Origin of the sequence: Bradyrhizobium sp. 1200_D9_N1_1, from assembly GCF_052075915.1 — a bacterium.
Classification (GTDB): Bacteria; Pseudomonadota; Alphaproteobacteria; order Rhizobiales; family Xanthobacteraceae; genus Bradyrhizobium; species Bradyrhizobium diazoefficiens.
This window is the reverse complement of record NZ_CP197226.1, coordinates 7136590-7161154: the sequence shown is the minus strand read 5'-3', so window position 1 is coordinate 7161154 and position 24565 is coordinate 7136590. Positions and strand designations below refer to the sequence as shown.

Below are 24565 nucleotides of genomic sequence, written 5' to 3'. Positions count from 1 at the left end.
CTTTGCTCAGCCCGACCACAGCAACGAAGAAAAAGCCGATTGGTTCCAAACGGTTCCAAAAGAATTTTGGCCGGTTCGCCGCCTTTGTGGGCACTTGCTTGCCAATCGGCGGGGCGGGCACCACGGGCGGCGGCCGGAGGACGAAAGGGGCTATTTGTCTGCCATCGTCCGCTCAGCATCCTTCATCTGCGAACGCAGCACCGGCAGCTGGCCGTGGGCAAAGGCGGCCAGTGCGGCGTTGTCGGGAGCTTTGAGATAGTGCTCGAGCAGGCCAATGGTGGATTCATATTCGGGGATCTGCGCGGCATAGAAGGTTCGGACGTAGGCCGGTCCGTCCGAATTGTCGGGCTCGGCGAGGCCTGTGCTCGCCGTTGTCTTGCCGACGCGCGGCTCAGCGCCGATCGCCTCTTGTATGTCCTTCAACGCTTTGTCGCGTTTCGCCGCTTCCTCGGCGCGCAGGGCGGCGAGGTTCTTCACCTCCGCGTTGCCCTTCAGGTCGGTGCTTTCCAGCAGGCCCTGCTGGAAGCGGCTGAACGCGTAGAGGCCGTTGATGACATCGGTCGCCGTCGGCACGCGTTCGCCCGGCCTTCGCTCGCCGGTGCTATCGGCAAGCGCTGCGGTGCTGATGAACATCAGGATGATCGCGACAAGAACTCGCATCGATATCAATGACCGATGGCGTGCAAGGTTCCCTGAACGTTACGATCCGGTAAGGGCGGTTGCGACGCGACAGTTCCGTCCCCACGTCATGATTCATGAAACAGTCTGACATTTACAGGGACAACGCCGACAACTGCTTGCAACTCGCCGAGCGGGCGGAAGGGCAACCTGCCTATAAGCGCTATTTGCGCATGGCAGACGCCTGGACCGCGCTCGCGACAGAACAGGACTGGCTTGATGGCGAAATTCCGCCCGTAACGACCCGTGCCTCCCAAAAGCAGGATGCATAGGCGCTCTCGTTTGGGTGTGACGCCGCGCACGGAATGCAAGTGACCAATCCAGGATCATTCGGGAACAGTCAATCGCGTTGATTTTCGATTCCAGAAGGAGATTTTGCAATGGCTCCACGTCTTGCTCTTCTTTCACTCATTCTCGCTTTTGGCGTCTCGGTGGCGTTCGCGACGGTGACGACGGTGCGGCAGGTGCATATGGAGAATGCATCGGCTGCGGTGCATGCGGCGCATAGCTAGCGCCGCGGCCTCTCGCCTGAACCGGAACATTCGACGCGCCGGTGCGTAAGCGCTTCAGGACATCTGGAGAAGCGAGAGGACATCATGGCGCATTCCGACCACGGTATCGTCAGGGATCAGCGCGCGGAGGATCAACCGCGCGACAAGCAGCGCGCGCAGACCGCGCACAAGACGGGCTCGCACAAGACGGGCTCGAAGGGCTCGCCGTCGCGTGAGGCGACCCGCGATCCCAAGCTCAACGACAACAACAAGACGCCTGGATCCGGCGTGATGCCGGACGATTCCGGCGACGCCCCGACAGGCTAGTTCTCGCAAGGAACGAATCCCTGCGCGAAGAGTCGACGGATTGCTTCCGGTTGTCATGCCCCCGGTGCGCCGGAAGCAATCTCCAAGGACGGCCCTGGCACCCCACTGTGCCGGGGTCGTTTTGTCTTGCGAGGTCGATCGAATCAATCCTCGGCGTCGTTCTCGGATTTTCCCGGGGCGTGTCCGTCTGGCCCCCGGCCAAATACACCAAACTCGCTTGATTTGACGCCCGTTGACGGGTCGATGCTCGTCTCGATGCCCGCGGCTGCGAGTCCGAATTTGAGCAGTTCGCGTACCGCTGCGGCACGCGTTGGCATGCGGTGCTTGAACCGGAAATCATCCACTGCGGCCAGCTCTTCCGGGGAAAGCATGACTTGGAGCCGCTCGGCGCGAAGGTCGTTCATGGTCAATCACGCAAATTGAGCAAGATGAGTAATTTGCTAAACCGGCCAACTTGCCGCGAGTTCCACAGGAGTCCAAAAAAGCGCCAGTTGAGCAATATAATCTAAATAAATCAATAGGTTAGTTGAAACGATTCGCGCGGACGCGCATTCTCATAGGGAAAGGGAGATGCGTCATGACGGACGAGGTCAGGTTACCCCGCAAGCTTTCTGAGGAACGCGAAGCACAAAGGCCGGTGCGTCCAAGCCATCAGAAGGTCATTGAGCAAGTCGAGCGCTGGGCCAACAGCCCGGGCCTGCAACCCCCGAGGACGGACGATGCGAAGACGGTCTGAGCCCCACACATTCGCGCAACGTCTCGACGCGCACAGGCTACGGCTCGAGCATGAGCTTGCGAGCTTGCCGGTCGGCGTTCAGCGCGATTCCATTGCCGCGCGCATCGAGCAGCTTCAGACCGCGGCCGAGATGTTTGAATTCCTGATGCCCCGGGAAGCTCTGGCGCCTCGCTGACTGCGGCCAGCGTCAGGACGATGGGCGTCGGGAGACGGTGCCAAGCTTTCGCTTCAGCCACCAGATCGACACGGAGACCGCGGCCCAGGTTGCGACGGCAGCGACGAATGCGCCGATGGTGTTCACCCAGCGATGAAGCGCAGGACGTATTCGGTCATTGCCGTGCCCGCATCCTGCGCTTGTGGATCGGTTTCGCTAGCGTCCATTGCCGCAGCAGCCGCTCCGGCTAGTCGGCCGGATTGCGGCCGGTGCGCGGATTGATGGGGTCGGTCGGCTTGCGCCGCAATCGCTCCGGCAGGAACGGTTCTTCCGGCGAGGCCGACGGCGCTGACCGTACGTCGGCATGGTGCTGCGCACGCTCATGCGGTGTCTGGGTGGAGTTGATGTGCCGCTTCACATCGAGCCCATCGACGGGATCGTTGACGCCGTGCTGGATGTCGCGAAAGTCGCTCATGGTTCATTTCCTTTAAAGACTCAGAGAACCGCTCGTTTCCGGCGATGTTCCTGATGAGTCGCCGAACCGAACCCAATTTGGAACGATCACAATCGGAACCGGTTGGTCCACGCACTGGCTGAGTGGAGAAATGAGATGTTGAATCAACGCGAACTGGACCGCAGCGAAATGGGCCGGTTGATCGGCAGCGACAGGGTCGAGGGAACGTCGGTCTATGGCGCGGATCGCAACAAGATCGGTTCGATCGAGCGGGTGATGATCGACAAGATCAGTGGCAAGGTGTCCTACGCGGTGCTCGGCTTCGGTGGATTTTTGGGCGTCGGCAATGACCACTATCCCTTGCCGTGGCAGTCCCTGAAGTACGACACCGATCTCGGTGGCTACGTGACCGGGATTACAGCCAAGGAGCTGCAAGGCGCGCCGAAATATGGTGAGCAGAGCGATTGGAACTGGGGTGACGATGCTGCGGTGCGCGGCATCAACTCCTACTATGGCGTTCCCTTCGCGTAGGCCCCGCACCAGAGGAGATCCGATGAGCAAGGAAAAGCCCACCGACGATCCCCGTCATCAGAACGATTGGGGATCGCACGCCCAGACGGACAAGCCCTGGAAGGGAAATCCGGAGAAGGAGCAGCGATCGGGCGAGGCGAAGCCCGATCTGGAAAAATGGCAAACCACCAAGACGCACTGACCAAGGTGCGCCGAGGCTGAAAGTATCACGAATGAAGAGCGCGGCATCGGCACCGCGCTTTCGCCCGCGATCGTCAACCGTGCCGATGATCTCACGGCGGCAGTGCTGCGCGCGCCAGCGCCGCTCAGCCCACCGTTTCCCTCCGCCCGGGCCCCGCATGCACATGCACCTGCTTTGCATGCAGCACCTCGCCGCACTCCGAGCACACCATCACCGGGTCGAACAGCTTGCCGCAAGTTCTGTGCTCATGCAGCATCGGGCGACCGCGCTCGTCGCCCATGTGGGTGTCGCCCCAATGCACCATCGCCATGATGATCGGGTAGAGGTCGAGGCCCTTCTGCGTCAGGATGTATTCGTAGCGCTTGGGCGCCTCGGAATAGGGGACGCGGCGCAGGATGCCGAAGCGGACCAGCTTCTTCAGCCGCTCCGAGAGCAGGTGCCGTGTGATCTGGAGCGAGGACTGAAATCCCTCGAACCGGCGCACGCGCAAAAAGCATTCGCGCAGGATCAGAAGCGTCCAGCGGTCGCCGACCACGGCGACGGTGCGGGAGAGCGAGCAGGACTCTTCGTCCAGCGTGTCCCACTTCATGATACGGTCTCCGACGCAGGCGTAGTAAGTCAGAAAAAGGAACTGACTTGAATGATCAGTGCAATTTGCACGTGAGGCTAGCATTCTGCCTCGCAATTTGACAGTTCTATTTTAGAACTATAGCCTTTGCTCCAGACATATCCGCACCGGAGGAGGCGACCTTGTCCAAGCGAAACGCGACAGCTGCCGTCATCGGGGCCGGCGATTTCATCGGCTCCGAAATCGCGAAGAAATTCGCCGCCGAAGGTTTTTCGATCTTCGCCGGCCGCCGCAACGGCGACAAGCTCGCGCCGCTGGTGAAGGACATCGAGGCGGCCGGTGGCGAAATCCACGCGCGCTCGCTCGATGCGCGCAAGGAGGAAGAGGTCATCTCCTTCCTCGATGACGCCGACAAGCACGCACCGCTGGAAGTTTGCATCTTCAACGTCGGCGCCAACGTCAATTTCCCGATACTCGACACCACCGAGCGCGTGTTCCGTAAAGTCTGGGAGATGGCCTGCTATTCCGGCTTCCTGGCAGGCCGGGAAGCTGCGCGGCTGATGCTTCCGCGCGGCGGCGGCAAAATCTTCTTCACTGGCGCAACGGCCTCCTTGCGTGGCGGCAGCGGCTTTGCCGCGTTCGCCAGCGCAAAGTTTGGTCTGCGTGCGGTGGCGCAGGCGATGGCGCGCGAGCTTGGGCCGAAGAACATCCACGTCGCCCATCTCATCATCGATTCCGGCGTTGACACCGAGTGGGTGCGGCAGCGCCGGCTCGAAGCGCTCGGCCCGAACGCGCTCGACAATCCCGACCTGCTGATGCCGCCGTCGGCCGTGGCCGATTCTTATTGGCAGCTCTACCAGCAGCCGAAGAGCGCTTGGACATTCGAGATGGAGATCCGGCCCTTCGGAGAGAAATGGTGACCGCGGCACGAGACTGCGGCTAGACTGATCCCAAGCAAACCGAAATCCGGGAGGAAGCCTACGTGAAGACCGCGATCACCGAACTGTTCGGCATCGAGCACCCCATCATCCAGGGCGGCATGCATTTCGTCGGCTTTGCCGAGCTGGCTGCCGCCGTCTCGAATGCCGGCGGGCTCGGCATCATCACCGGCCTCACGCAGAAGACGCCGGAGCTGCTGGCGAAAGAGATCGCGCGCTGCCGCGACATGACCGACAAGCCGTTCGGCGTGAATCTCACGTTTCTGCCGGCTTTCTCGGCACCGCCTTATCCGGAATACATCGCGGCCATTGTCGAAGGCGGCGTCAAGGCGGTGGAGACTGCGGGTCGCAGCCCGGAACAGTATATGCCGGCGCTTAAGGCGGCTGGCATCAAGGTGATCCATAAATGCACGTCAGTTCGCCATTCCCTGAAGGCCGAGCGGATCGGCTGCGATGCCGTCAGCGTCGACGGCTTTGAGTGCGGCGGCCATCCCGGCGAGGACGACATTCCGAACATGATCCTGCTGCCGCGCGCGGCAGAGGAATTGAAGATCCCGTTCGTTGCCTCCGGCGGCATGGCTGACGGGCGCAGCCTCGTCGCGGCGCTGTCGCTGGGCGCGGCCGGCATGAACATGGGCACGCGCTTCATTGCGACCAAGGAAGCGCCGGTGCATCAGAACGTGAAGAACGCGCTGGTCGCCGCCACCGAGCTCGACACCCGTCTGATCATGCGGAGCTTGCGCAACACAGAACGCGTCCTGAAGAACGCCAATGTCGATCGTCTGCTCGAGATCGAGCGCGAGAAGGGCGACAAGCTCACCATCGACGACATCCACGACCAGGTCGCGGGCGTCTATCCCAGGATCATGCTGGACGGGCAGATGGATGCGGGCGCCTGGAGCTGCGGCATGGTCGCAGGCCTCATCCACGACATCCCCTCCTGCAAGGAACTCGTCGATCGCATCATGAGTGAGGCGGAAACCATCATCCGCGGCCGCCTGATGGGGTTCCTGGACGGGACGGGCGCGACACGAAAGGTCGCCTGAACACCGCCGAACTTCTTAACCACGGTGGGACTTGACCGCTGGAATTGCGCGCGAGGCTTCCTAAATAGGGGTAAATTACCCCTTTAATAAATCAATTTCAGGAGGCGTCCGTGGTCCTGAAGAGCGTTCATTTTGCTGTTGCCGTTGCCCTCGTGCTCGCATGGGGCGGCGCATCGCGCGCTGATGACTACAAGCCCGATGAATATTTCGGTCTCGATCTGTCCAAAGCGGTGTTGTCGCCGAAGCGGCTCGGGCCGGAGACGCGGTTCGCACCGGTCGCGTTAGAGGCCCGCGGCGGCAACGAGGCGCAGGCCCGCGCCGAGCCGGTGGACGTGCCGAAAAAGGTCGCCGCCGAACGCGTGCATGTGGCCGAACCGAAGGTCGCGCACGTCAAGGCCGCGCAGCCGCGTGGTGCGGCCCGGACCAAGCTCGCGCATCGCCGCGGCAATCCGTTGGATGCGCAGGCGAGGGATACCCGCATCCAGACCTGGCCTTGCCGCTCCGGCGGCATCTGCAACTGGCAGCGATAGCCGCGACGACGCGCCTTCTTCACCTCGCCCCGCTTGCGGGGAGAGGTCGGATTGCGAAGCAATCCGGGTGAGGGGGTACAGGTCTATCGATGATCTCACCTGTGAAGAGAGGCCACTCACCCCAACCCTCTCAGGGCGAGCAAAGCTCGTCCCGACCCCGTAAGAACGGGGCGAGGGAGCGCACCGCGCTCGGGGCTGCATCTCACACGTCATCCCCGCGTCGCAAAACCGTAGGCGCGGAGTCAAGAAACCGTAAGGGTAGGAGTCAAGGAGCGCAGGCACCTTCCGTCGCGATTCGACGAAGGTCTCCTGAATGGCAACGCTCCGCGCCCCGCGCGCATGGACCCGGCGGCAATTCCTGGTCCGCTCCACCTCCGGCCTCGCCTTGGCCGCGCTCGCAAAGCCATCCATCAGCCGTGCCGCCGACCGCCCGCAGATCGCCGGCGGCATCCAGTCCGGCGACGTCTCGGACGGCTCCGCCGTGATCTGGGCGCGCGCCGATCGGGCCGCGCGCATGCAGGTGGAATGCTCGACCGTCGAGAGTTTCAAGACCATTGTTGCCGCGGCCTCCGGCGACACGCGGCCGGACGCCGACTTCACCTCGAAGCTGCTGCTGAGCGATCTGCCGCCGGGGCAGGACATCTTCTATCGCGTCCGCTTCGATGACATCGCGACCGGCATCGCCGGCGAAAGCCGCGTCGGCCATTTCCGCACTGCGCCGGCCGCAGGGCAATCGATCTCGTTCCTGTGGTCCGGCGACACCGCGGGGCAGGGCTGGGGCATCGACATCTCGCGCGGCGGCTATCGCAGCTATCGCACCATGCTCGACAATCGCCCTGACTTCTTCATTCACTCCGGTGACCATATCTACGCCGACTGCACGATTCCATCCGAGCAGAAGCTGCCGAGCGGCGAGACCTGGCGCAACATCGTCACGGAGGAAAAATCGGAGGTCGCGCGCACGCTGGCGCAGTTTCGCGGCAACTACAAATACAATCATCTCGATGCGCATTTTCGCGATTTCCACGCGAATGTGCCGATGTTCGCGCAGTGGGACGATCACGAGGTCACCAACGACTGGTCACCGTCCGGCAGCTATGACGAGGCCGGTTATGAGGACGACGGCACGCCGCGCCTGGTCGCGCGCGCCCGCCGCGCCTTCTTCGACTTCATGCCGATCCGCGACATCGGCGCACGGCAGGGGCGGGTCTATCGCAAGATCGCTTACGGTCCGCTGCTCGACGTCTTCATGATCGACATGCGCAGTTTTCGGGATGAGACCTGGAACAAGGGCGCCGACCATCGCGGCTGGATTCTCGGCGCCGAGCAGCTGGCCTGGCTGAAGCGGGAGCTGGCCGCCTCGCGCGCGACCTGGAAGGTGATCGCCGCCGACCTGCCGATCGGCCTGATCAGTCTCGATGCGGTCGCGCTCGGCAATGGGCCGCCTGATAGACGCGAGCACGAGATCGCCGATCTGCTCGGCTCCATCAGGCGCGCCGGCGTGCGCAACGTCGTCTGGCTCACCGCCGACATGCACTACACCGCCGCGCACTACTACGATCCCAACAGGGCGCAATTCCAGGACTTCGAACCGTTCTGGGAGTTCGTCTCCGGCCCGCTGCATGCCGGCACCTGGGGCCCGGGCGAACTCGACGACACTTTTGGTCCGGTCGCGATGTACCAGAACGGATGCAGCGAAGCGCAGGGCGAGAACCTCGCGCCCTGCTTCGGATTGCAGTTCTTCGGCCGCGTCGACATCGATGGCGCGAGCGGCGTGATGACCGTGACGCTGAAAGACGTCGACAACCGCGACCTCTGGTCGGTCGACATCGTGCCGCAGTCGCAGGCGCGCCCGGCCGTGGTCGCGCAGCATTCGTGAGGCCGGTTCGTCATGCCCGGGCTTGTCCAGGGCATCCACGTTCTGCGTGCCAAGGGGCAAGTCGTGGATGACCGGGTCAAGCCCGGTCATGACGTTGGGGAGGCACTCAGTGCGCCGACGCTAACCCGATCTTGATTGGCCGCTCCGCGTCTCCCGCGCTACACTGACCGCTCCCGCCACCTTGTTTCCATCAACGAAGCGTCTGTCCCCGCGGCCTCACCGCGGGCATCTCGCGGGCTGAAATACGTCAGGAGCCTGTTTTATGGACAATCTGAAGACACAGGGCATCAGCATGCCCAAGCTCGGCCTCGGCACCTTTCGCATGCAGGGCGATGCCTGCCGCGCCGCGGTCGAGAGCGCGCTGTCGATCGGCTACCGCCACATCGACACGGCTGAAATGTACGCCAACGAGGAACCCATCGGTGCCGCGCTCGCCGCGGCCCGGCTGCCGCGCGGTGAGTTGCACGTCACCACGAAGGTCTGGCACGAGAATTTGGCGCCGGATGCGATCCGGCGGGCCTTCGACGCCAGCCTGAAGAAGCTCCGGCTCGACCATGTCGATCTCTATCTCGTGCACTGGCCGTCCAGGTCCGCGAACTGGGGCGCGGTGTTCGAGACCTTGATGAAGCTGAAGGAGGAGGGACGCACGCGGGCGATTGGCGTTGCCAATTTCACCACGGCGCTGCTCAAGATCGCGGTCGAGGACATCAAGGCGCCGATCGCCTGCAACCAGATCGAGTATCACGCGATGCTCGATCAATCGAAGGTGCTGGCCTATCTCAATGCCAGGTCGATCCCGCTGGTCGCCTATTGCCCGCTGGCGCAGGGACGCGTTGCCTCCGATCCGGTGCTGGCGGAGATCGGCGCCAGGCACAACGCGACCGCTGCACAGGTTGCGCTGAAATGGCTGCTCGACCAGGGCGGCGTTGCGGCGATCCCGAAGGCCTCGCGCCGCGAGAGCCAGCAGGCCAATCTCGATGCGCTGAAGATCATGCTCGACGATGCCGACCGCAACAAGATCGCCGCGCTGCCGAAGGACAGGCGTTGCGTCAATCCCGGCTTTGCGCCGGCGTGGGACTGACCGAGCGCATGTCGCGAACACAAAGAAATGGCCCCGCGAGGGGCCATTTCGATGTTGCGTTGCGCGTTAGTCCCAGTGGTGATGGCTGCGCTTGACCACGACGACACGATCGCGATGGTGCCAGCCGCGATGCCAGCCATGATCACGATGCTCGCGCATTTCGGCGCGGGCACCGTAACCGTAGCCATGGTGGCCGTTCCTGATCACCACCGTTTCGGCACTCGCCATCGTCGGTGCAATGATCGCGAGCGCGCCGAGAGCAGCAACCACATAACCAAGCTTCTTCATGATGTCCTCCTCCAACTCAATGCACATGAGAACCGCGCATTCGCGCGAACGTTCCGGAGGAACTGGCAGAGAATTCTGAACGGATGTTCAGATGCTCAATCGCAGCGTTGCTGCGCAGGGGTCGGCGCGCCCGTGGCGACGTATTTGCCGTCCCTGATCGTATATGCGCCGCGCTCGCTGCGATTGTAGATCGCGCGCAGGCTGCCGTCCTTGGCCAGCAGCAGCCCGAACTCGCGGGTCTGATGCAGCGATGGAAAGTACACCATCACATTGAGCAGGCCCTCGGCGTTGACCGTGGCGGACACGACTTCGTTCTCGTCCTTGGCCTCGCCGAAATTGCGCCGGTACATCACCCGGCCGTCCTTCTGGATCTCGTAAGTCAGGAGCGCCCCCCTGTCGCGGTCGGGCCGGGCCGCGCAATCGACCGCCCATGAGCCGAGCAGGCCCCATTGTTCGACCGTCGCCGCAAGCGTCTCGGCACCGGCCGTGGACGTGAACGCGACCCACACCACCGCCGCCGTGGTCCAGCGGCTCAACCAACGCGTCATGTCCTGAAAGGCCCCACCTCGAAGAATTCCAAAGTGTAGCATCCCGCCCGCGGTCGTCCACGCCAGCCGCCGATCGCTCGCGAATTTGATCCGCGTCAATGAGGCCGGCCGTATCGGGGGTAGGATGGCTGCTCCCGAAGGCGAACGTGGATAGACCAATGCTGAATCAAGTCATGGATTTTGCGGGCGAAGTGCTGCCGGGGAGCTGTGCCGTGCCGCCTTATTCGGAGACCGCGTTTCTGGCCGAGCTGGGCGACCGCTTGAAGTCCTCGCGCACGCGCTGCGACCTCTCGCGCCGGGAGCTGGCCCGCCGCTCCGGGATTTCCGAGCGCTATATCGCCCAGATCGAGGCCGGCAAGGGCAACGTCTCGATCGTCCTGTTGCTGCGGCTGGCCTCCGCGATCCACGGCAGCCAGCCCCAGGCGGCTTGACGAGGCGTTAAGCCCGCTTCTCCACATTGGCGCTGCGGGCCGGCACGCCGAACTCCTTGCGGCAGACCTCGGCCAGCACAGCGACGCCCTCGCGGATCTGCTGATGCGTCGGGCTGGCAAAGCACAGCCTGAGGCGTGAGCTGGAATGGCTCTTGCTGGTGGACCATTCCGGCCCCGGATTGATCGAGACACCGGCGGCAAGCGCGGCCTGATAGAGCTTCAGCGTATCGACCTGGTCGGGCAGCTTCACCCACAGGAAGATGCCGCCCTTGGGCTCCTCGAACTCCGCCGCCGTTCCGAACTGCTCATTGAGGGCTTCCATCAGCGTATCGAGCTTGGTGCGCAGCGTCTTCGTCAGGGCCGGCACGTGGCTTGCGAAATGCGGCTTGCAATAGGCCGCCAGCACCATCTGCTCCAGCGCACCGGAGCCGGCATCCGTCTTCAGCGACAGCATCCGCGACATCACATCCCAGGGCGCGACGATGAAGCCGACGCGCAGCGCCGGCGCGATCGATTTCGAGAACGAACCGATGTGGATCACGCCGCCGTTCGGGCTCATCGCATAAATCGCCGGCGGCCGCTGTCCCGACCAGACGAGATCGGCATAGCAGTCATCCTCGAAGATCGGTACCCCATACTCGGCCGCGAGCCGCACCAGCTCGGCGCGGCGGCTCTCCGGCATGATGCTGCCGGTCGGGTTCTGCACAGTCGGGATAGTGTAGATGTATTTTGGGCGGATGCCGCGGCTCTTCAAGTCGGCCAGCGTCGTGGCCAGCACGTCCATGCGCATGCCGTCCGCATCGAGCGGAATGCCTGCTACGTTGACGCCGAGCCGTGCCAGACGGTTCAGCGAGCCCTGATAGCTGTCCTGCTCGAAGATCACGGTATCGCCGCGGGCGAGCAGCGTATTGTTGACGAGGTCGAGCGCCTGGAGCGAGCCCGAGACGATCAGGAGATCGTCGACCGTGCAGTTGATGCCGGCATCGCGCTTCAGTTTTGTTACGAGGAATTCGCGCAGCGGCAGGTAGCCTTGCGGCCCGTGCGCCAGACCGTAAGTGGCGAGCGATCGGCCCTCGCGTTGCAGGGCGAGGTTGGCCGCCTCGATCAGCTCATCCAGCGGCACCTGCTCGGAATCATTGTTGCCGCCGACAAAGCTGTATTTGGCAAGGCCCGTCCAGCGCGCGGAAGGGGCCGGCAGCCCTGCGGGAAACAGGGGCGCGAAATCGAAGCTGGACGTCATGGGAGCGTTCCTCGTGTTGTTCTTGTTGAGCGGCCGGCTTTGCGCCGGCCTGCCTTACGTCTTGTTGGCCGTCCGGGTCGGACGGCTTCTACTTCTTTGTGGCAGTCCGGGTCGGACGGCCCTGGCTGATGAAAGCGTAATGCGCATTGGCGACGCCGCCAACCATCAAGGCCTCGACCACCGGCTCGGCGATATCGCCCGTTGCGGCCCAGTCGACAATGAAATTGGCCCCGGTCCCGCCGCGCACGTCGTCGGTCGGAATGAAAATCGAGACGGTGGCGAGGGGCCTCAAGGCCACCGGCGCTTTCAGATAGCTCTCGACCTGCTTGCCTGCGGTGTCGAAATAGGCGATGCGCTTGACCACCAGCGGCTGGCTCTCGGAGGCGTTGTGAACGCTCAAGGTCACCGAGAAGTCGACGCGCAGCTTGCCCTGGCTCATCGCGACGCTGGAATAGGCCGGCACATAGAACCCGCCGGCGACGGCGAGCTCCTCTTTCGGCAGCACAGTGAGCGAATCGGCAAAGTTTTGTTCGATATTGACCTTGGATTGCGCCGCGGCCGGCAAGGCGAACGCGAACGGAGCTAGCACGGCTATCAGCCAGAGCACGATCCGCATGTGACGAATTGCTCGCTTGCCGCGGCGCAACCTGTCTCTAGGGTGCGGCAAAACGGACCAATTTGGCATGCATGAGCTTATTCGCGACATCACTCTCTGTATCCTGTTTGCCTGGATGCTGGGCCTGCTCGCCCATTTCTCCCGGCAACCGCTGATCCTGGCCTACCTTATCGCCGGCTTCTGCATAGGTCCATTCGGCGCCGGCTGGGTCAAATCGCAGGAATCGATCAGCGTCATCTCCGAGCTTGGCCTGATCTTCATGCTGTTCATGATCGGGCTGGAGATCGACCTGAAGAAGATCGTGCGGGCGGGAAAGGTGATCCTGTTTGCGGCGGGCGGCCAGCTGCCCGGCGGCTGCCTGCTCGGGGTCCTGTTTTTCGCCGGCATCGGCCTGTCGCTCGGCGGCGGGCATTTCGATGCGGTCTATCTCTGTATCGCCTGCGCGCTGTCGAGCACCGTCATCATCGTCAAGGTGCTCTACGAGAAGCGCGAGCTCGACACGCTGCCCGGCCGCATCACGCTCGGCGTGCTGGTGCTCCAGGACATCTTCGCCATCCTGTTCCTGGCGGTGCAGCCGAGTCTTGCCAATCTGCAAGTGAGCGTCATCCTGCTCTCGATCGGCCGCGTCGCGGTGCTGGTCGCCGCCGCGCTGCTGGTCAGCCGCTATGTGCTGCCGCGCCTGTTCCACCAGATCGCCCGCCGGCCCGAACTGATCCTGCTCGGCGCGCTCGCCTGGTGCTTCCTCGTGGCCGAGACCGCGGAGCGGCTGTCGCTGTCGCGCGAGATGGGCGCCCTGATCGCCGGCGTCTCGCTTTCGACCTTTCCCTATGCGCTCGACGTCACCGCCAAGGTCACCACGCTGCGCGACTTCTTCATCACGCTATTCTTCGTCGCGCTCGGCATGACCATTCCCGTGCCCGGCCTCTCCGTGATCGGGCTTGCCTTGATGATCGCGGCGTTCACGGTGGTGAGCCGGCTCGTCACGACCTTCACGCCGCTCTACCTGATGAAGCAGGGGCTGCGTGCCAGCCTGTTGCCGGCCCTGAACCTCGCGCAGATCTCCGAGTTCTCGCTGGTCGTGATCCAGACCGGCGTCACCGACAACCACATCGCAGCCGAAACGGCGAACGCGGCCTCCTTCGCCTTCGTGGTGCTGGCCGTGCTCTCGACTTTCGTGATGACGCGCAGCGACGAGATCGCCCGCTGGGCGATCGGCCCGTTGAAGCGGATCGGCCTGCGCGATCTCGATCACGGCAACGGCCATGCCGAGGAGGGCCACGAGGGCGGCCATGGCGAGGCCCGCCGCATCGTCATCCTGGGCTTTTTCCGCGCGGCTAGCGCGCTGCTGGCCGAGATCGAACGGCAGGCGCCGGTGTTGCTCGAGCAGATCACGGTGGTCGATTTCAACCCCAATGTGTACCAGACCCTGCTTTCACGCGGTCTGCACGTGATCTATGGCGACATCAGCAGCGCGGACACGCTGCTCCATGCCGGCGTCGGCAAGTCCGAGATGATCATCCTCAGCGTGCCGGATGCGCTTCTCAAGGGCGCCAGCAACGAGAAGCTGGTCCGCCACGTCCGCACCCTCAACCCGACCGCCATGATCGTGGCTACGGCCGATCTTTTGTCGGATGTCGGCGAGCTCTACGAGGCCGGTGCCAGTTACGTCACCGTGACCCGACTCAGCGACGCCCACGAGCTGTTTACCGTGATCGAGGCCGCCCAGGCCGGCCTGCTCGCGGATAAGCGCGCCGAGCTCGACCTGCGGCTCGGCGAGCGGAGAGAGGTGCTGCCCTGACGGCGTCCGGCCGTCTTCCTTCCGGGGTTTGTGCGCCTATATCCCTGGTATCTTCGGTGCAAGCCTGAGACCCGCCGCCCTGACGGCCATCTGGCATATGCGGTTGCGTCCAGGACACTAGCGCTTGGGGCCAAGTCCGGCTAAGGCGTCCGGCTAAGCCTCCGGCCCATAACCGATAGAGATTGGGAAATGCCCGATACCGTCCAGGAAGTCTTGCAGGCCTTTGCCAGGGGCGAGCTCGTCGTCGTCACCGACGATGAGGACCGCGAGGGCGAGGGCGATCTGATCGTCGCGGCCTCGCTCTGCACCGCCGAGAAGATGGCGTTCATCATCCGCCACACCTCCGGCATCGTCTGCGCGCCCGTGACCACGGAGGACGCGCGCCGCCTGCGGCTCGATCCCATGGTCGCCCACAACGATTCCGCGCATACCACCGCGTTCACGGTCTCGATCGACTACAAGCCCGACGGCGGCACCGGCATCTCCGCCGAGGAGCGCGCCTCGTGCTGCCGCGCGCTGTCCAATCCCAATGTCGGCGCCAACGATTTCGCCCGGCCCGGCCACATCTTCCCGCTGATCGCCAAGGACGGCGGCGTGCTGCTGCGCTCCGGCCATACCGAGGCCGCCGTCGACCTCTGCAAGCTCTCCGGCCTGCCGCCGGTCGGCGTCATCAGTGAGCTGATGAACGACGACGGCAGCGTGATGAAGGGCGAGCAGGTCGCCCGCTTCGCCGCCCAGCACAAGCTCAAGCACGTCACCATCGCGGACATGATCGCCTACCGCCAGGTGCGCGAGAAGCTGATCGAGCGGGTCTCGACCTTCGTCACCGACAGCCCGATCGGCCCCTTGCAGGGCTATGCCTATCGTTCGCCGTTCGATTCCATCGCCCACGTCGCCTTCGTCTACAACGGCGTCGGCGACGGCAAGAACGTGCTGACGCGCTTCCACAAGCCGAACATCGTCAAGGACATCTTCACCGGGCACAAGCGCATGGCGGCCGTGCTCGAGCATTTCGAGAGGTCCGGCCGTGGCGTGCTGGTTTACTTGCGCGACGGCGCTGCCGGCGTGCCGGTGGCTCCGCTGCCCGACGAGACGTCGACGGAGGCCGACCGCAACCGCCAGTGGCGAGAGATCGGCGTCGGCGCGCAGATCCTGCGCGATCTCGGCGTCACCTCGATCCGGCATCTCACCTCCTCGGTGCACGACTACAAGGGCCTGTCGGGCTTCGGCATCGAGATCGTCGCCAACGAGCTGCTCGAAATCTGACGACGTCGTTTCCGGGCGCGCGCCGTTGCGCGAGCCCGGAATGATCGAAACCAGGATGCAATTGAACTTGTTGCCGCGGCGCTTTACTTTGTCGGGCAATTGTTGACGGAACCAGACGCGAAAGGACGTTTCATGAGCGTGCGCCCTCAGACCAAGGACAAGCCGGCTGCGGCTTCTTTCCAGTGGGACGATCCGTTCCTGCTCGACGAGCAGCTTACCGAAGACGAGCGCATGGTGCGCGACACCGCGCGCGCCTACGCCCAGGACAAGCTGCTGCCGCGTATCACCAAGGCCTATCTCGAAGAGACGACGGATCGCGAGATCTTCAACGAGATGGGCGAACTCGGCCTGATCGGCATCACGCTGCCCGAGGAATATGGCTGCGCCAATGCGAGCTACGTCGCCTACGGCCTGGTCGCGCGGGAGATCGAGCGGGTCGATTCCGGCTATCGTTCGATGAACTCGGTGCAGTCCTCGCTGGTGATGTACCCGATCTACGCCTATGGCGACGAGAACCAGCGCAAGAAATACCTGCCGAAGCTCGCCAGCGGCGAGTGGGTCGGCTGCTTCGGCCTGACCGAGCCCGATGCCGGCTCCGATCCGGCCGGGATGAAGACCCGCGCCGAGAAGGTCTCGGACGGCTACCGCCTGACCGGCAGCAAGATGTGGATCTCGAACGCGCCGATCGCCGACGTGTTCGTGGTCTGGGCCAAGTCGGCCGCGCATGACAACCAGATCCGGGGCTTCGTGCTGGAGAAGGGCATGAAGGGCCTCTCCGCGCCGAAGATCGGCGGCAAGCTCAGCTTGCGCGCCTCCATCACCGGCGAAGTCGTGATGGACGGTGTCGTGGTTCCGGAAGACGCGCTGCTGCCCAACGTCTCCGGCCTCAAGGGCCCGTTTGGCTGCCTCAACCGCGCCCGCTACGGCATTTCCTGGGGCGCGCTGGGCGCGGCCGAGGACTGCATGCACCGCGCCCGCCAGTACACGCTCGACCGCAAGCAGTTCGGCAAGCCGCTGGCCGCGACCCAGCTCGTCCAGAAGAAGCTCGCTGACATGGAGACCGAGATCGCGCTCGGCCTCCAGGGCTCGCTTCGCGTCGGCCGCCTGATGGACGAGGGCAAGTTCGCCCCCGAGATGATCTCGATCATGAAGCGCAACAATTGCGGCAAGGCGCTCGACATCGCCCGCGTCGCGCGCGACATGCACGGCGGCAACGGGATCTCGATCGAGTACCACGTGATGCGCCACGTCCATAACCTCGAGACGGTCAACACCTACGAGGGCACCCACGACGTCCACGCCCTGATCCTGGGCCGCGCCATCACGGGCATTCAGGCGTTTTTCTAGTCGCCACGTATTCCGTGGCCGTTGTTTTGCTCGGCTGTCATCGTCCGCCCTGTGCGCAATTGCGCACTAGAGCGGACGATCCAGTATCCCGGAGACCTCGCCTTCGCCACGAACGCTACGGCGTACTGGATACCCCGCTTTCGCGGGGTATGACGGCGAGGGGTGGGGCAGCAGTGCACAGGAAGTCCCATGTCCGACAACGACGACGTCCCGTTCAACCGCAACTTTCCACTCAAAGCCGGCGTCGTCGAGGAAGTCCGCCCCGGCGTGCGGCGCGTGCTCTGTAACAATCCGAGCCCGTTCACCTTCAGCGGTACGGTCAGCTACATCGTCGGCACGGGCAACGTCGCGATCATCGATCCCGGTCCTGATGATGCGGCGCATGCGACTGCGCTGCTCGATGCCGTGCGCGGCGAGACGGTGAGCCACATCTTCGTCACCCACACCCACCGCGACCATTCGCCGAACACGGCGCGGATCAAGCAGGCGACCGGCGCGCCTGTTTATGCCGAGGGCCCGCACCGCGCCTCGCGCCCGCGCTTCGAGAGCGAGAAGCACAATCCGGAATCCGGCGTCGATCGCGATTTCGCGCCCGATATCAGGATCGCCCATGGCGACGTCGTCGAGGGCGCGGGCTGGCGCCTCGAGGCGGTGGCGACGCCGGGTCATACCGCCAACCATCTCGCCTTCGCCTGGCCCGAGCGAAAATTCAACTTCGTCGGTGACCACGTGATGGGCTGGTCGACCTCGATCGTTGCGCCGCCCGACGGGTCGATGATCGACTACATGGAATCGCTCGATTGCTTGGCCGCCCGCGAGGAGGATCTCTATTTCTCAGGCCATGGCCCCGAGATACCGGATGGTCCGCGCTTCGTGCGTTTCCTGATCCGCCACCGCAAGGCGCGCGAAGCCTCTATCCTGCATCGTCTCGCCAAGGGCGAGGCCGACATCCCGACCATGGTGCGTGCGATCTATATCGGCATCGATCCACGGCTGACGACGGCCGCGGGCTATTCCGTGCTGGCGCATCTGGAAGATCTGGTCGCCCGCGGCGTGGTGGCGACGGATGGCGATCCCGTGATTGGCGGGACATACCGGATGGCGGGAGCCTAGCTCACCGTCACTTCTTCACCGTCTTCGCCGGTGCCTTCGGCGGCGTCACCGGGGTCTTCTTCACCGGCTTCAGCGCGTCCGCATCGGCGGCGGTGTTGAGATCGTCGATGAATTTTGTGACGCGGGCGGCGTTGCTGCCGAGGTCGCTCTCGAAATACCGCGAGGCGGAGCGGATATCGACGCGGGAATCGTCGCCGTCGGGCACGACCCTGATGGAAATGTCCTCGCGCAAACCCATGATCGGCGTGCGCGCCACCGCCTCGATGCGTCCGATGCGGCGCGGCGGCTGCGGCGCGCGCTCGTCGATGACGAGCCATTTGCGCTTGTTGACGATCTGGAGTGCGATCGCATAGGCGCGGTCGACCGGGATCTCGAGCTCGATCGGCTCGATATCGGGATAGAAATGGCGCTGCTGCTCGGCCGAATAGAGGCCGGCATAAACCGCGGTATTGGCGCCTTCACCGGTGCGCAGGCGCGCCAGCGCGTCGAAGCGGGGCGGGTCGATCGGGTCGGTCGTGACGTCGTGGATCGCCGGCAGCTTGCGGTATTGCAGGCCGAGATAGGCCGGGTAGGCGAGGATCATGCCGTCGATCAGGAAGGCGAGCAGGATGCGCGCCATGCCGCGCGAGCCGTTCTGCCAGATCGCGGCGAAGCCGGCGAGGCCGAACAGGATCGAGAGCGCGGCGATGGCGAGGCCGCCGAAGAAGGTGGCGAGCGCCGGCTTCGGCTCCAGGAAGCCGAACCGGACGACGAGGATCGACACCGCCACCGCCACCACCGCGAACACGGCCAGATTGCGCGCCCAGCTGGCGAGGCTGGACACGGGCTCCGACTGGTAGGGAGCGGAAAACCTGCGGGCCATCGGGTGAGCTCTGCCGGGGTTTTGGAGGCGGTGCCGCGCCGATCTGGCGCGACGACAGGAGGCGTTGAGACCACGCCCCGGCGGCAAATTCAAGGGAGACCGGGTTGCTACTGCCCGTCATTCCGGGGCGCCCGAAGGGCGACCCCGGAATCTCGAGATTCCGGGGTCGATGCCGTTGGCATCGCCCCGGAATGACGCGTAAGTCCTACGCCGCCGCGTTCGGGAAGCGGTAATCCTTGAACTGGTCGCGCAGCGCGGTCTTCAGGATCTTGCCCGTGGCGGTGTGCGGGATGCCCTCGACGAAGGCGACGTCGTCGGGCATCCACCATTTGGCGATCTTGCCGTCCATGTACTTCAGGATGTCCTCACGGCTGGCCTGCTGGCCCTGCTTGAGCTGCACGATCAGTAGCGGCCGCTCGTCCCATTTGGGGTGGAAGACGCCGATCACGGCGGCCTCCGCCACGGCCGGATGGCCGACCGCGAGGTTTTCGAGGTCGATCGAGGAGATCCACTCGCCGCCGGACTTGATTACGTCCTTGGAGCGGTCGGTGATCCGCATGTAGCCGTCCTCGTCGATGGTCGAGACGTCGCCGGTGTCGAAGAAGCCGTCCTCGTCGAGGATGTTGGCATCGAGCCGATAATAGGCCTTGGCGACGGCGGGGCCGGAGACCTTGAGGCGGCCGAAAGTCTTGCCGTCCCAGGGCAGCTCCTTGCCGGCATCGTCGGTGATCTTCATCTCGACTGCGAAGGGCGCGTAGCCCTGCATCTGGAGCACATCGAGCCGCGCATCGCCGGTCGCGTTCTGGAACGGCGGCTTCAGCGCCGCGACGCTGCCGATCGGGCTCATCTCGGTCATGCCCCAGGCGTGGCGGACGTTCGAGCCCATGTCGAGGAAGGCCTTGATCATCGAGCGCGGCATCGCCGAGCCGCCGCAGATCACCATCTTCAGGTGCGGCAGCTTCAGATTGTTGGCGGTCATGTGCTGGAGCAGCATCAGCCACACCGTGGGCACGCCGGCGGTGTGCGTCACCTTCTCGGTCGAGAGCAATTCATAGACCGAAGCGCCGTCGAGCTTGGCGCCGGGCATCACCAGCTTGGTGCCCTGCGAGGGCGCGGAGAAGGCGATACCCCAGCTGTTGGCGTGGAACAGGGGCACCACCGGCAGCATCGTCTCGGAGGCGCTGGTGCCGAGCGCATCGACGTTGTTCGCCATCAGCGCGTGCAGCACGTTGGAGCGATGCGAATACAGCACACCCTTCGGATCGCCGGTGGTGCCCGACGTGTAGCACATCGCCGCCGCCGTGTTCTCGTCAAAGTCCTTCCATTTGAATTTGCCGTCGGCCTGCGCAATCCAGTCCTCGTAGGCCACCGCATTCTTCAGCGTGGTCTCGGGCATATGCGCCTTGTCGGTCAGCACGACGTAGCGCTCCACGCTGGGCAGCTTGTCGGCGATCTTCTCCAGGATCGGAACGAAGGTGATGTCGGTCATCACGATGCGGTCCTGCGCATGGTTGATGATCCAGGCGATCTGCTCGGGGAAAAGGCGGGGATTGACGGTATGGCAGATGGCGCCGATCCCCATGATGCCGTACCACGCTTCGAGATGGCGCCAGGTGTTCCAGGCGATCGTTGCGACGCGGTCGCCGAGCTTGATGCCGTCGCGCTCCAGCATCTGCGAGACCTTGAGCGCCCGCTTGTGGATCTCGGCGTAGGTGGTGCGATGGATCGGTCCCTCGATCGATCGCGTGACGACCTCCTGCTTGCCATGAATCCTGGCGGCGTGTTCGATGATCCGGTGGCAGAGCAGGGGCCAGTCTTGCATCAAACCAAGCATTCCGACGTTCCTCCGAGAAGTCGCTGGACGCGTTATCGCTCTCAGCGTTGGGCCAAAGAATTGTCATGAGTTTTAGCCTGCCGGACTTTCGCCGCAAATGGTCTTGTCGCGGCTATATGTCCGCCGGCGCGGCAATGGTTACCGTCGCGCTGGGGCTGACGCTTGGGCTCGCGGATCGGGCGGAGGCGCGAAAATATGCTGCGCCGCTCGATATCTTTGGCTTTGGTACACCACGGCCGCGCGCGAAGGTTCATTCCGCCAAGATCCCGCTACCGAAACCTCGCCCCGCGGAGGCCCCCAAAGCACCGGACGGGGCCGCACCGGAGGCCGACGGCAAGCCTTCCCCGGACAAGCCTTCCCCCGACAAGCCGGCCGAGGCGCCGCCGCTGCCCGAGAAGCAGGTCTCGGCCTGCCGGCTCGCGCTGACCGAGGAGATCGCAATTGCACCCTCCATCCCCGATATCCGCGGCCCCGGCGGCTGCGGTGGCGAGGATCTGGTGCGGCTGGAGGCCATCGTGCTGCCGGACAAGCGCAAGGTGGCGGTCAAGCCGGCGGCGATCCTTCGCTGCACCATGGCGTCTGCGATAGCCGACTGGGTGCGCAAGGACATGGTGCCGCTGGCTACCAGTCTCGGCTCGACCATCAGCGATCTCGACAATTTCGATAGCTTCGAGTGCCGCGGCCGCAATCGCATCGTTGGAGCGTTGCTGTCCGAGCACGGCAAGGCCAACGCCCTCGACGTCCGCGCCGTCAAGCTCGCCAACGGGCAGTCGATTGGCCTCACCGATCGCACCATGTCGCGTGACGTGCGCGAGCGTGTGCTGCATTCGGTGTGCGCGCGCTTTTCCACCGTGCTCGGCCCTGGCTCGGACTGGTACCACGAGGACCATATCCATCTCGACCTGGCGCAGCGGCGCAACGACTACCGGATCTGCCAGTGGAACGTCTGGGATCCCCTGCCGCAGATCGCGCCGCTGCTGCCGGCGGAACGGCCCGAGGAGGCGCCGCCGCGCGAGGTCGCGTCCAAGCCTGAGGCAAAGGATGGGGCTGGTGACGAGGCGGCGGAGAAATCCCCCGCGCCTGCGGACAAGCCGGCGGCCGACAAGGTCCAGCCGTCCAAGCCGGCAACAAAAAAGCGCCGGTAAAACCGGCGCTTTTGAATGTCGGAGATCGGGAGAGGCGATCAGTAGCTGCCCGCCTGGCCAGTTCCGCCGGCACCGAGCGCCAGGCGCGAATTGTAGGGCGAGTCGCCGTGCTTCGGCTCGAGCACCACCACGATGGTGCCGACCTTGACGCGGCCATAGAGGTCGATCGCGTCCTCGTTGGTCAGACGGATGCAGCCCGACGAGATCGAGGCGCCGATATATTCCGGCTGGTTGGTGCCGTGGATGCGGAACAGCGTGTCCTTGCCGCCCGAGTAGAGATACATCGCGCGGGAGCCCATCGGATTGTCCGGACCGGGCGCAACATAGGTCGGCACGCCCAGGCGCGAAATCTCGCCCGGGGTCGGATGCCAGGCCGGCCACTCGGTCATGCTGCCGACCTTGGCGATGCCTGACCAGGCCATGGCTTCTTCGCCGACGGTGATGCCGTAACGGATCGCCTTGCCGCCATCCAGCACGTAATAGAGGTAGTGGTTGTCGGAATCGACCACGATCGAGCCGGGCGATTCTTTGCGGTGATATTCGACGATGGCGCGGCGGAACGGCTCTGCGACCGGGGTGTTTTCGTACCGGACCTTGGCGAGCAGTTCCTTGTCCTTCGGCTTGAAGGCCTTGGTGTCGGTCGCTTCGAAATGCGTGGCCTGCATGCAGCCCGACAGCATCAGGCCAGCGGCCAAAATCCCCAACTTAACTTTCAGCGACGACATGATTTGGTTCCAATCAAAACAATACCGCGCGGGAAAGCCTGAGCTTAGCGCCCAACTTCCTCGACTCCGTTAATCCCATTATCGTTGAAATCTGCCACAATTCCAGCACTCAAGGCCTTTTCCCGCGCTGCGAGACCTCAGCTGTGGCTTTTTTGCCGCAAGTTTTTCAGGTTTACGCGGGTTTTGGGGCAAAGCGTGCCGGATTGTCGATTCTGTGTCACGGTTGGGCCACAGCGTCGCCACAAATGCAAACGCTCCGTTAATGTGCTTGTCATGATGAACTTGTCAGAATCGCGCTAAAGGCTGTCATTCTGTCGCAGGTTCTCTGGAGTTGTTCATGTTTTCGGTGTTTGTTCCCTCCGAGTCCTCCCTCAAGAAGGCCGTCATCGAGGATCTCACGGCGTTGCCGGAGAATGCGGTCTGGATCGACCTCTTCAGTCCGAGTGCGGCCGAGGACAAGGCGGTGGAGCGGCTTGCGGGCATCGCCATCCCGACCCGGGAAGACATGCAGGAGATCGAGATCTCCAGCCGCCTCTATATCGAGAACGGCGCGCGCTACATGACCGCGACGCTGATGTGCCACTCCGATACCGACATGCCCCGGACCACGGCGGTGACCTTCATCCTCGGCGACCACCGCCTGGTGACGGTGCGCTACGACCTGCCGAAGCCGTTCGCCCTGGTCGAGGCCAAGCTGGGCCGCTCGTGCACGCCGGCGATCACCGGCGAGATGGTGCTGATGGAACTGCTGGACGCCGTGATCGACCGCTGCGCCGACATTCTGGAGCGCTGCGGCGCCGAGATCGACCAGGTTTCGCACGACATCTTCGAGCCCGAGAGCGAGCGCCACGGCCACGCCAAGCAATATTCCCAGATCCTGATCTCGATCGGCCGCAAGGGCGATCTGACCTCCAAGGTTCGCGAGAGCCTGGTCTCGATCGGCCGCGTCGTCGCCTTCCTCTCGGCGGTGGTTGAGGGCGTGAAATGGTCCAAGGACATGCGCGAGCAGCTCAAGACCATGCAGCGCGACGTCTCCTCGCTGACCGACCACGCCTCCTATCTCTCCAGCAAGATTACCTTCGTGCTCGACGCCATGCTCGGCGTCGTCAATCTCGAGCAGAACAACATCATCAAGCTGTTTTCGGTCATGGCTGTTGTCCTGATGCCGCCGACGCTGATCGCCTCGATCTACGGCATGAACTTCAAGTCGATGCCGGAACTCGAATGGGCGCACGGCTATCCGATGGCACTGGTGCTGATGCTGATCGCGGCCATCGTCCCGTACTGGATCTTCAAGCTCAAGAAGTGGCTCTGATACCTACCGAGACCTTACGCCGTTCGTCGAGACATGGTGGTTGGTGTCGCAGAATAGAGCGGGATTGCGGCGTCGCGGTGATGCGTGGCTGCCGCCCCAATTCCTCCGGTAAAATTTGAGCGGTGAGCTGAACGTTTGCGCGAAACTTGTCTGCGATAAGTAGTGCGTAGCCGCGAGGAACAGCCATGGTTGAAAAACACATAACGTCGCCCCGGAACGTCATCGATCTGGCGAACTATCGTCAGGCCCTGGCGAACGGCAAGGCGTCGTCGATGTCGGCACGCATGTGCCGGCACTGTGGTGCTCCGCTGCTCGATGGTGAGAACGACGACGACTGCTCGACTGCATTCAACACGGCCACGCCAAGGCCGCGCGAGAGGTCACGTCGGATTCGACTCGATTGAGCAACGGAAGGTAAGGGCGATCCAGGTCTTGCGGCGGCT

Annotated in this window: 30 protein-coding genes; 19 read left to right on the top strand and 11 right to left on the bottom strand. The window is 63.9% G+C overall.

The window, feature by feature from the left end; all coding sequences use genetic code 11:
* Positions 1 to 150: 150 nt before the first annotated feature.
* The gene (locus AB5K84_RS34200) at positions 151 to 660 is read right to left on the bottom strand and encodes a DUF4142 domain-containing protein (RefSeq protein WP_011085386.1); all 510 of its coding nucleotides are present in this window, start codon (positions 658 to 660) and stop codon (positions 151 to 153) included.
* A gap of 95 nt (positions 661 to 755) precedes the next feature.
* Between AB5K84_RS34200 and AB5K84_RS34195 the strand changes: the two genes are divergently transcribed.
* From AB5K84_RS34195 to AB5K84_RS34185, 3 genes are all read left to right on the top strand, one after another.
* Positions 756 to 950, top strand: coding sequence for a hypothetical protein (locus AB5K84_RS34195; RefSeq protein ID WP_028175368.1), 195 nt, complete (start codon positions 756 to 758; stop codon positions 948 to 950).
* A 108-nt stretch (positions 951 to 1058) separates the two neighbouring features.
* Positions 1059 to 1190: a hypothetical protein gene (locus AB5K84_RS34190; RefSeq protein WP_256380402.1), complete on the top strand. Its 132-nt coding sequence runs from the start codon at positions 1059 to 1061 to the stop codon at positions 1188 to 1190.
* 84 nt (positions 1191 to 1274) lie between these two features.
* Positions 1275 to 1496, top strand: a complete 222-nt coding sequence (locus AB5K84_RS34185; RefSeq protein WP_011085387.1) for a hypothetical protein — start codon at positions 1275 to 1277, stop codon at positions 1494 to 1496.
* 143 nt (positions 1497 to 1639) lie between these two features.
* Here the strand turns inward: AB5K84_RS34185 and AB5K84_RS34180 are convergent, their stop codons facing one another.
* Positions 1640 to 1900 (bottom strand): hypothetical protein, encoded by a 261-nt coding sequence (locus AB5K84_RS34180; RefSeq protein WP_028175367.1) that lies wholly within the window; start codon positions 1898 to 1900, stop codon positions 1640 to 1642.
* A gap of 173 nt (positions 1901 to 2073) precedes the next feature.
* Between AB5K84_RS34180 and AB5K84_RS34175 the strand changes: the two genes are divergently transcribed.
* On the top strand, positions 2074 to 2232 hold the full coding sequence (locus tag AB5K84_RS34175) for a hypothetical protein (RefSeq protein WP_165448144.1): 159 nt from the start codon (positions 2074 to 2076) through the stop codon (positions 2230 to 2232).
* A 401-nt stretch (positions 2233 to 2633) separates the two neighbouring features.
* On the opposite strand, the gene AB5K84_RS34170 is transcribed toward AB5K84_RS34175, so the two are convergent.
* A complete protein-coding gene (locus AB5K84_RS34170; protein WP_027546226.1) occupies positions 2634 to 2861 on the bottom strand; it encodes a hypothetical protein in 228 nt (75 codons plus the stop codon).
* Positions 2862 to 2996: 135 nt separating this feature from the next.
* On the opposite strand from AB5K84_RS34170, the gene AB5K84_RS34165 reads away from it, so the two are divergent.
* Both AB5K84_RS34165 and AB5K84_RS34160 read left to right on the top strand, forming a co-directional pair.
* The gene (locus tag AB5K84_RS34165) at positions 2997 to 3371 is read left to right on the top strand and encodes a PRC-barrel domain-containing protein (RefSeq protein WP_011085389.1); all 375 of its coding nucleotides are present in this window, start codon (positions 2997 to 2999) and stop codon (positions 3369 to 3371) included.
* Between the two features lie 22 nt (positions 3372 to 3393).
* On the top strand, positions 3394 to 3552 hold the full coding sequence (locus AB5K84_RS34160; RefSeq protein WP_165448145.1) for a hypothetical protein: 159 nt from the start codon (positions 3394 to 3396) through the stop codon (positions 3550 to 3552).
* 124 nt (positions 3553 to 3676) lie between these two features.
* On the opposite strand, the gene AB5K84_RS34155 is transcribed toward AB5K84_RS34160, so the two are convergent.
* The gene (locus tag AB5K84_RS34155) at positions 3677 to 4141 is read right to left on the bottom strand and encodes a winged helix-turn-helix transcriptional regulator (RefSeq protein WP_038965898.1); all 465 of its coding nucleotides are present in this window, start codon (positions 4139 to 4141) and stop codon (positions 3677 to 3679) included.
* A 161-nt stretch (positions 4142 to 4302) separates the two neighbouring features.
* Here AB5K84_RS34155 and AB5K84_RS34150 point away from each other — a divergent pair, with 161 nt between their 5' ends.
* The 5 genes from AB5K84_RS34150 to AB5K84_RS34130 all read left to right on the top strand — a co-directional run bounded on the left by AB5K84_RS34150 (position 4303) and on the right by AB5K84_RS34130 (position 9594).
* Entirely contained in the window at positions 4303 to 5040 is a 738-nt protein-coding gene (locus AB5K84_RS34150) for an SDR family oxidoreductase (protein ID WP_011085391.1), read from the top strand.
* A 62-nt stretch (positions 5041 to 5102) separates the two neighbouring features.
* Positions 5103 to 6104 (top strand): NAD(P)H-dependent flavin oxidoreductase, encoded by a 1002-nt coding sequence (locus AB5K84_RS34145; protein ID WP_011085392.1) that lies wholly within the window; start codon positions 5103 to 5105, stop codon positions 6102 to 6104.
* A 110-nt stretch (positions 6105 to 6214) separates the two neighbouring features.
* The gene (locus AB5K84_RS34140) at positions 6215 to 6634 is read left to right on the top strand and encodes a hypothetical protein (protein ID WP_011085393.1); all 420 of its coding nucleotides are present in this window, start codon (positions 6215 to 6217) and stop codon (positions 6632 to 6634) included.
* A gap of 313 nt (positions 6635 to 6947) precedes the next feature.
* Positions 6948 to 8513, top strand: a complete 1566-nt coding sequence (locus AB5K84_RS34135) for an alkaline phosphatase D family protein (RefSeq protein WP_011085394.1) — start codon at positions 6948 to 6950, stop codon at positions 8511 to 8513.
* A gap of 262 nt (positions 8514 to 8775) precedes the next feature.
* Complete coding sequence (locus tag AB5K84_RS34130; RefSeq protein WP_011085395.1) at positions 8776 to 9594, top strand: aldo/keto reductase; 819 nt, start codon at positions 8776 to 8778, stop codon at positions 9592 to 9594.
* Between the two features lie 66 nt (positions 9595 to 9660).
* Here AB5K84_RS34130 and AB5K84_RS34125 read toward each other — a convergent pair whose 3' ends face one another.
* A complete protein-coding gene (locus AB5K84_RS34125; protein WP_028175359.1) occupies positions 9661 to 9882 on the bottom strand; it encodes a hypothetical protein in 222 nt (73 codons plus the stop codon).
* 95 nt (positions 9883 to 9977) lie between these two features.
* A complete protein-coding gene (locus AB5K84_RS34120) occupies positions 9978 to 10430 on the bottom strand; it encodes a hypothetical protein (protein ID WP_038965896.1) in 453 nt (150 codons plus the stop codon).
* 158 nt (positions 10431 to 10588) lie between these two features.
* Here AB5K84_RS34120 and AB5K84_RS34115 point away from each other — a divergent pair, with 158 nt between their 5' ends.
* Entirely contained in the window at positions 10589 to 10861 is a 273-nt protein-coding gene (locus AB5K84_RS34115) for a helix-turn-helix domain-containing protein (protein ID WP_028175357.1), read from the top strand.
* 7 nt (positions 10862 to 10868) lie between these two features.
* Here AB5K84_RS34115 and AB5K84_RS34110 read toward each other — a convergent pair whose 3' ends face one another.
* On the bottom strand, positions 10869 to 12101 hold the full coding sequence (locus tag AB5K84_RS34110) for an aminotransferase-like domain-containing protein (RefSeq protein ID WP_011085398.1): 1233 nt from the start codon (positions 12099 to 12101) through the stop codon (positions 10869 to 10871).
* An 88-nt stretch (positions 12102 to 12189) separates the two neighbouring features.
* Positions 12190 to 12717, bottom strand: a complete 528-nt coding sequence (locus AB5K84_RS34105; protein ID WP_038965894.1) for a DUF3124 domain-containing protein — start codon at positions 12715 to 12717, stop codon at positions 12190 to 12192.
* A gap of 67 nt (positions 12718 to 12784) precedes the next feature.
* Here AB5K84_RS34105 and AB5K84_RS34100 point away from each other — a divergent pair, with 67 nt between their 5' ends.
* The 4 genes from AB5K84_RS34100 (at position 12785) to AB5K84_RS34085 (ending at position 18241) form a co-directional block, all read left to right on the top strand.
* The gene (locus AB5K84_RS34100) at positions 12785 to 14515 is read left to right on the top strand and encodes a cation:proton antiporter (RefSeq protein ID WP_011085400.1); all 1731 of its coding nucleotides are present in this window, start codon (positions 12785 to 12787) and stop codon (positions 14513 to 14515) included.
* Positions 14516 to 14704: 189 nt separating this feature from the next.
* Positions 14705 to 15781: a 3,4-dihydroxy-2-butanone-4-phosphate synthase gene (ribB, locus tag AB5K84_RS34095; RefSeq protein ID WP_011085401.1), complete on the top strand. Its 1077-nt coding sequence runs from the start codon at positions 14705 to 14707 to the stop codon at positions 15779 to 15781.
* A 132-nt stretch (positions 15782 to 15913) separates the two neighbouring features.
* Positions 15914 to 17128, top strand: a complete 1215-nt coding sequence (locus AB5K84_RS34090; protein WP_011085402.1) for an acyl-CoA dehydrogenase — start codon at positions 15914 to 15916, stop codon at positions 17126 to 17128.
* Positions 17129 to 17317: 189 nt separating this feature from the next.
* Positions 17318 to 18241: an MBL fold metallo-hydrolase gene (locus AB5K84_RS34085; RefSeq protein WP_038965893.1), complete on the top strand. Its 924-nt coding sequence runs from the start codon at positions 17318 to 17320 to the stop codon at positions 18239 to 18241.
* 7 nt (positions 18242 to 18248) lie between these two features.
* On the opposite strand, the gene AB5K84_RS34080 is transcribed toward AB5K84_RS34085, so the two are convergent.
* Entirely contained in the window at positions 18249 to 19103 is an 855-nt protein-coding gene (locus AB5K84_RS34080; RefSeq protein ID WP_011085404.1) for a DUF1499 domain-containing protein, read from the bottom strand.
* A gap of 205 nt (positions 19104 to 19308) precedes the next feature.
* Positions 19309 to 20937: a fatty-acid--CoA ligase gene (locus AB5K84_RS34075; RefSeq protein ID WP_011085405.1), complete on the bottom strand. Its 1629-nt coding sequence runs from the start codon at positions 20935 to 20937 to the stop codon at positions 19309 to 19311.
* 65 nt (positions 20938 to 21002) lie between these two features.
* Here AB5K84_RS34075 and AB5K84_RS34070 point away from each other — a divergent pair, with 65 nt between their 5' ends.
* Entirely contained in the window at positions 21003 to 22082 is a 1080-nt protein-coding gene (locus tag AB5K84_RS34070) for an extensin family protein (protein WP_011085406.1), read from the top strand.
* Between the two features lie 38 nt (positions 22083 to 22120).
* On the opposite strand, the gene AB5K84_RS34065 is transcribed toward AB5K84_RS34070, so the two are convergent.
* Positions 22121 to 22807 (bottom strand): L,D-transpeptidase, encoded by a 687-nt coding sequence (locus AB5K84_RS34065; RefSeq protein WP_011085407.1) that lies wholly within the window; start codon positions 22805 to 22807, stop codon positions 22121 to 22123.
* Positions 22808 to 23144: 337 nt separating this feature from the next.
* On the opposite strand from AB5K84_RS34065, the gene AB5K84_RS34060 reads away from it, so the two are divergent.
* Entirely contained in the window at positions 23145 to 24122 is a 978-nt protein-coding gene (locus AB5K84_RS34060; RefSeq protein ID WP_011085408.1) for a magnesium transporter CorA family protein, read from the top strand.
* Positions 24123 to 24307: 185 nt separating this feature from the next.
* Entirely contained in the window at positions 24308 to 24526 is a 219-nt protein-coding gene (locus AB5K84_RS34055) for a hypothetical protein (protein ID WP_082901028.1), read from the top strand.
* Positions 24527 to 24565 lie beyond the last annotated feature (39 nt).

Bases quoted from the DNA above. Each gene is read 5' to 3' on its own strand.
- AB5K84_RS34200 (WP_011085386.1), bottom strand. From the start codon at position 660: ATGCGAGTTCTTGTCGCGATCATCCTGATGTTCATCAGCACCGCAGCG.
- AB5K84_RS34195 (WP_028175368.1), top strand. From the start codon at position 756: ATGAAACAGTCTGACATTTACAGGGACAACGCCGACAACTGCTTGCAA.
- AB5K84_RS34190 (WP_256380402.1), top strand. From the start codon at position 1,059: ATGGCTCCACGTCTTGCTCTTCTTTCACTCATTCTCGCTTTTGGCGTC.
- AB5K84_RS34185 (WP_011085387.1), top strand. From the start codon at position 1,275: ATGGCGCATTCCGACCACGGTATCGTCAGGGATCAGCGCGCGGAGGAT.
- AB5K84_RS34180 (WP_028175367.1), bottom strand. From the start codon at position 1,900: ATGAACGACCTTCGCGCCGAGCGGCTCCAAGTCATGCTTTCCCCGGAA.
- AB5K84_RS34175 (WP_165448144.1), top strand. From the start codon at position 2,074: ATGACGGACGAGGTCAGGTTACCCCGCAAGCTTTCTGAGGAACGCGAA.
- AB5K84_RS34170 (WP_027546226.1), bottom strand. From the start codon at position 2,861: ATGAGCGACTTTCGCGACATCCAGCACGGCGTCAACGATCCCGTCGAT.
- AB5K84_RS34165 (WP_011085389.1), top strand. From the start codon at position 2,997: ATGTTGAATCAACGCGAACTGGACCGCAGCGAAATGGGCCGGTTGATC.
- AB5K84_RS34160 (WP_165448145.1), top strand. From the start codon at position 3,394: ATGAGCAAGGAAAAGCCCACCGACGATCCCCGTCATCAGAACGATTGG.
- AB5K84_RS34155 (WP_038965898.1), bottom strand. From the start codon at position 4,141: ATGAAGTGGGACACGCTGGACGAAGAGTCCTGCTCGCTCTCCCGCACC.
- AB5K84_RS34135 (WP_011085394.1), top strand. From the start codon at position 6,948: ATGGCAACGCTCCGCGCCCCGCGCGCATGGACCCGGCGGCAATTCCTG.
- AB5K84_RS34130 (WP_011085395.1), top strand. From the start codon at position 8,776: ATGGACAATCTGAAGACACAGGGCATCAGCATGCCCAAGCTCGGCCTC.
- AB5K84_RS34125 (WP_028175359.1), bottom strand. From the start codon at position 9,882: ATGAAGAAGCTTGGTTATGTGGTTGCTGCTCTCGGCGCGCTCGCGATC.
- AB5K84_RS34120 (WP_038965896.1), bottom strand. From the start codon at position 10,430: ATGACGCGTTGGTTGAGCCGCTGGACCACGGCGGCGGTGGTGTGGGTC.
- AB5K84_RS34115 (WP_028175357.1), top strand. From the start codon at position 10,589: ATGCTGAATCAAGTCATGGATTTTGCGGGCGAAGTGCTGCCGGGGAGC.
- AB5K84_RS34110 (WP_011085398.1), bottom strand. From the start codon at position 12,101: ATGACGTCCAGCTTCGATTTCGCGCCCCTGTTTCCCGCAGGGCTGCCG.
- AB5K84_RS34105 (WP_038965894.1), bottom strand. From the start codon at position 12,717: ATGCGGATCGTGCTCTGGCTGATAGCCGTGCTAGCTCCGTTCGCGTTC.
- AB5K84_RS34100 (WP_011085400.1), top strand. From the start codon at position 12,785: ATGCATGAGCTTATTCGCGACATCACTCTCTGTATCCTGTTTGCCTGG.
- ribB (WP_011085401.1), top strand. From the start codon at position 14,705: ATGCCCGATACCGTCCAGGAAGTCTTGCAGGCCTTTGCCAGGGGCGAG.
- AB5K84_RS34090 (WP_011085402.1), top strand. From the start codon at position 15,914: ATGAGCGTGCGCCCTCAGACCAAGGACAAGCCGGCTGCGGCTTCTTTC.
- AB5K84_RS34085 (WP_038965893.1), top strand. From the start codon at position 17,318: ATGTCCGACAACGACGACGTCCCGTTCAACCGCAACTTTCCACTCAAA.
- AB5K84_RS34080 (WP_011085404.1), bottom strand. From the start codon at position 19,103: ATGGCCCGCAGGTTTTCCGCTCCCTACCAGTCGGAGCCCGTGTCCAGC.
- AB5K84_RS34075 (WP_011085405.1), bottom strand. From the start codon at position 20,937: ATGCTTGGTTTGATGCAAGACTGGCCCCTGCTCTGCCACCGGATCATC.
- AB5K84_RS34070 (WP_011085406.1), top strand. From the start codon at position 21,003: ATGAGTTTTAGCCTGCCGGACTTTCGCCGCAAATGGTCTTGTCGCGGC.
- AB5K84_RS34065 (WP_011085407.1), bottom strand. From the start codon at position 22,807: ATGTCGTCGCTGAAAGTTAAGTTGGGGATTTTGGCCGCTGGCCTGATG.
- AB5K84_RS34060 (WP_011085408.1), top strand. From the start codon at position 23,145: ATGTTTTCGGTGTTTGTTCCCTCCGAGTCCTCCCTCAAGAAGGCCGTC.
- AB5K84_RS34055 (WP_082901028.1), top strand. From the start codon at position 24,308: ATGGTTGAAAAACACATAACGTCGCCCCGGAACGTCATCGATCTGGCG.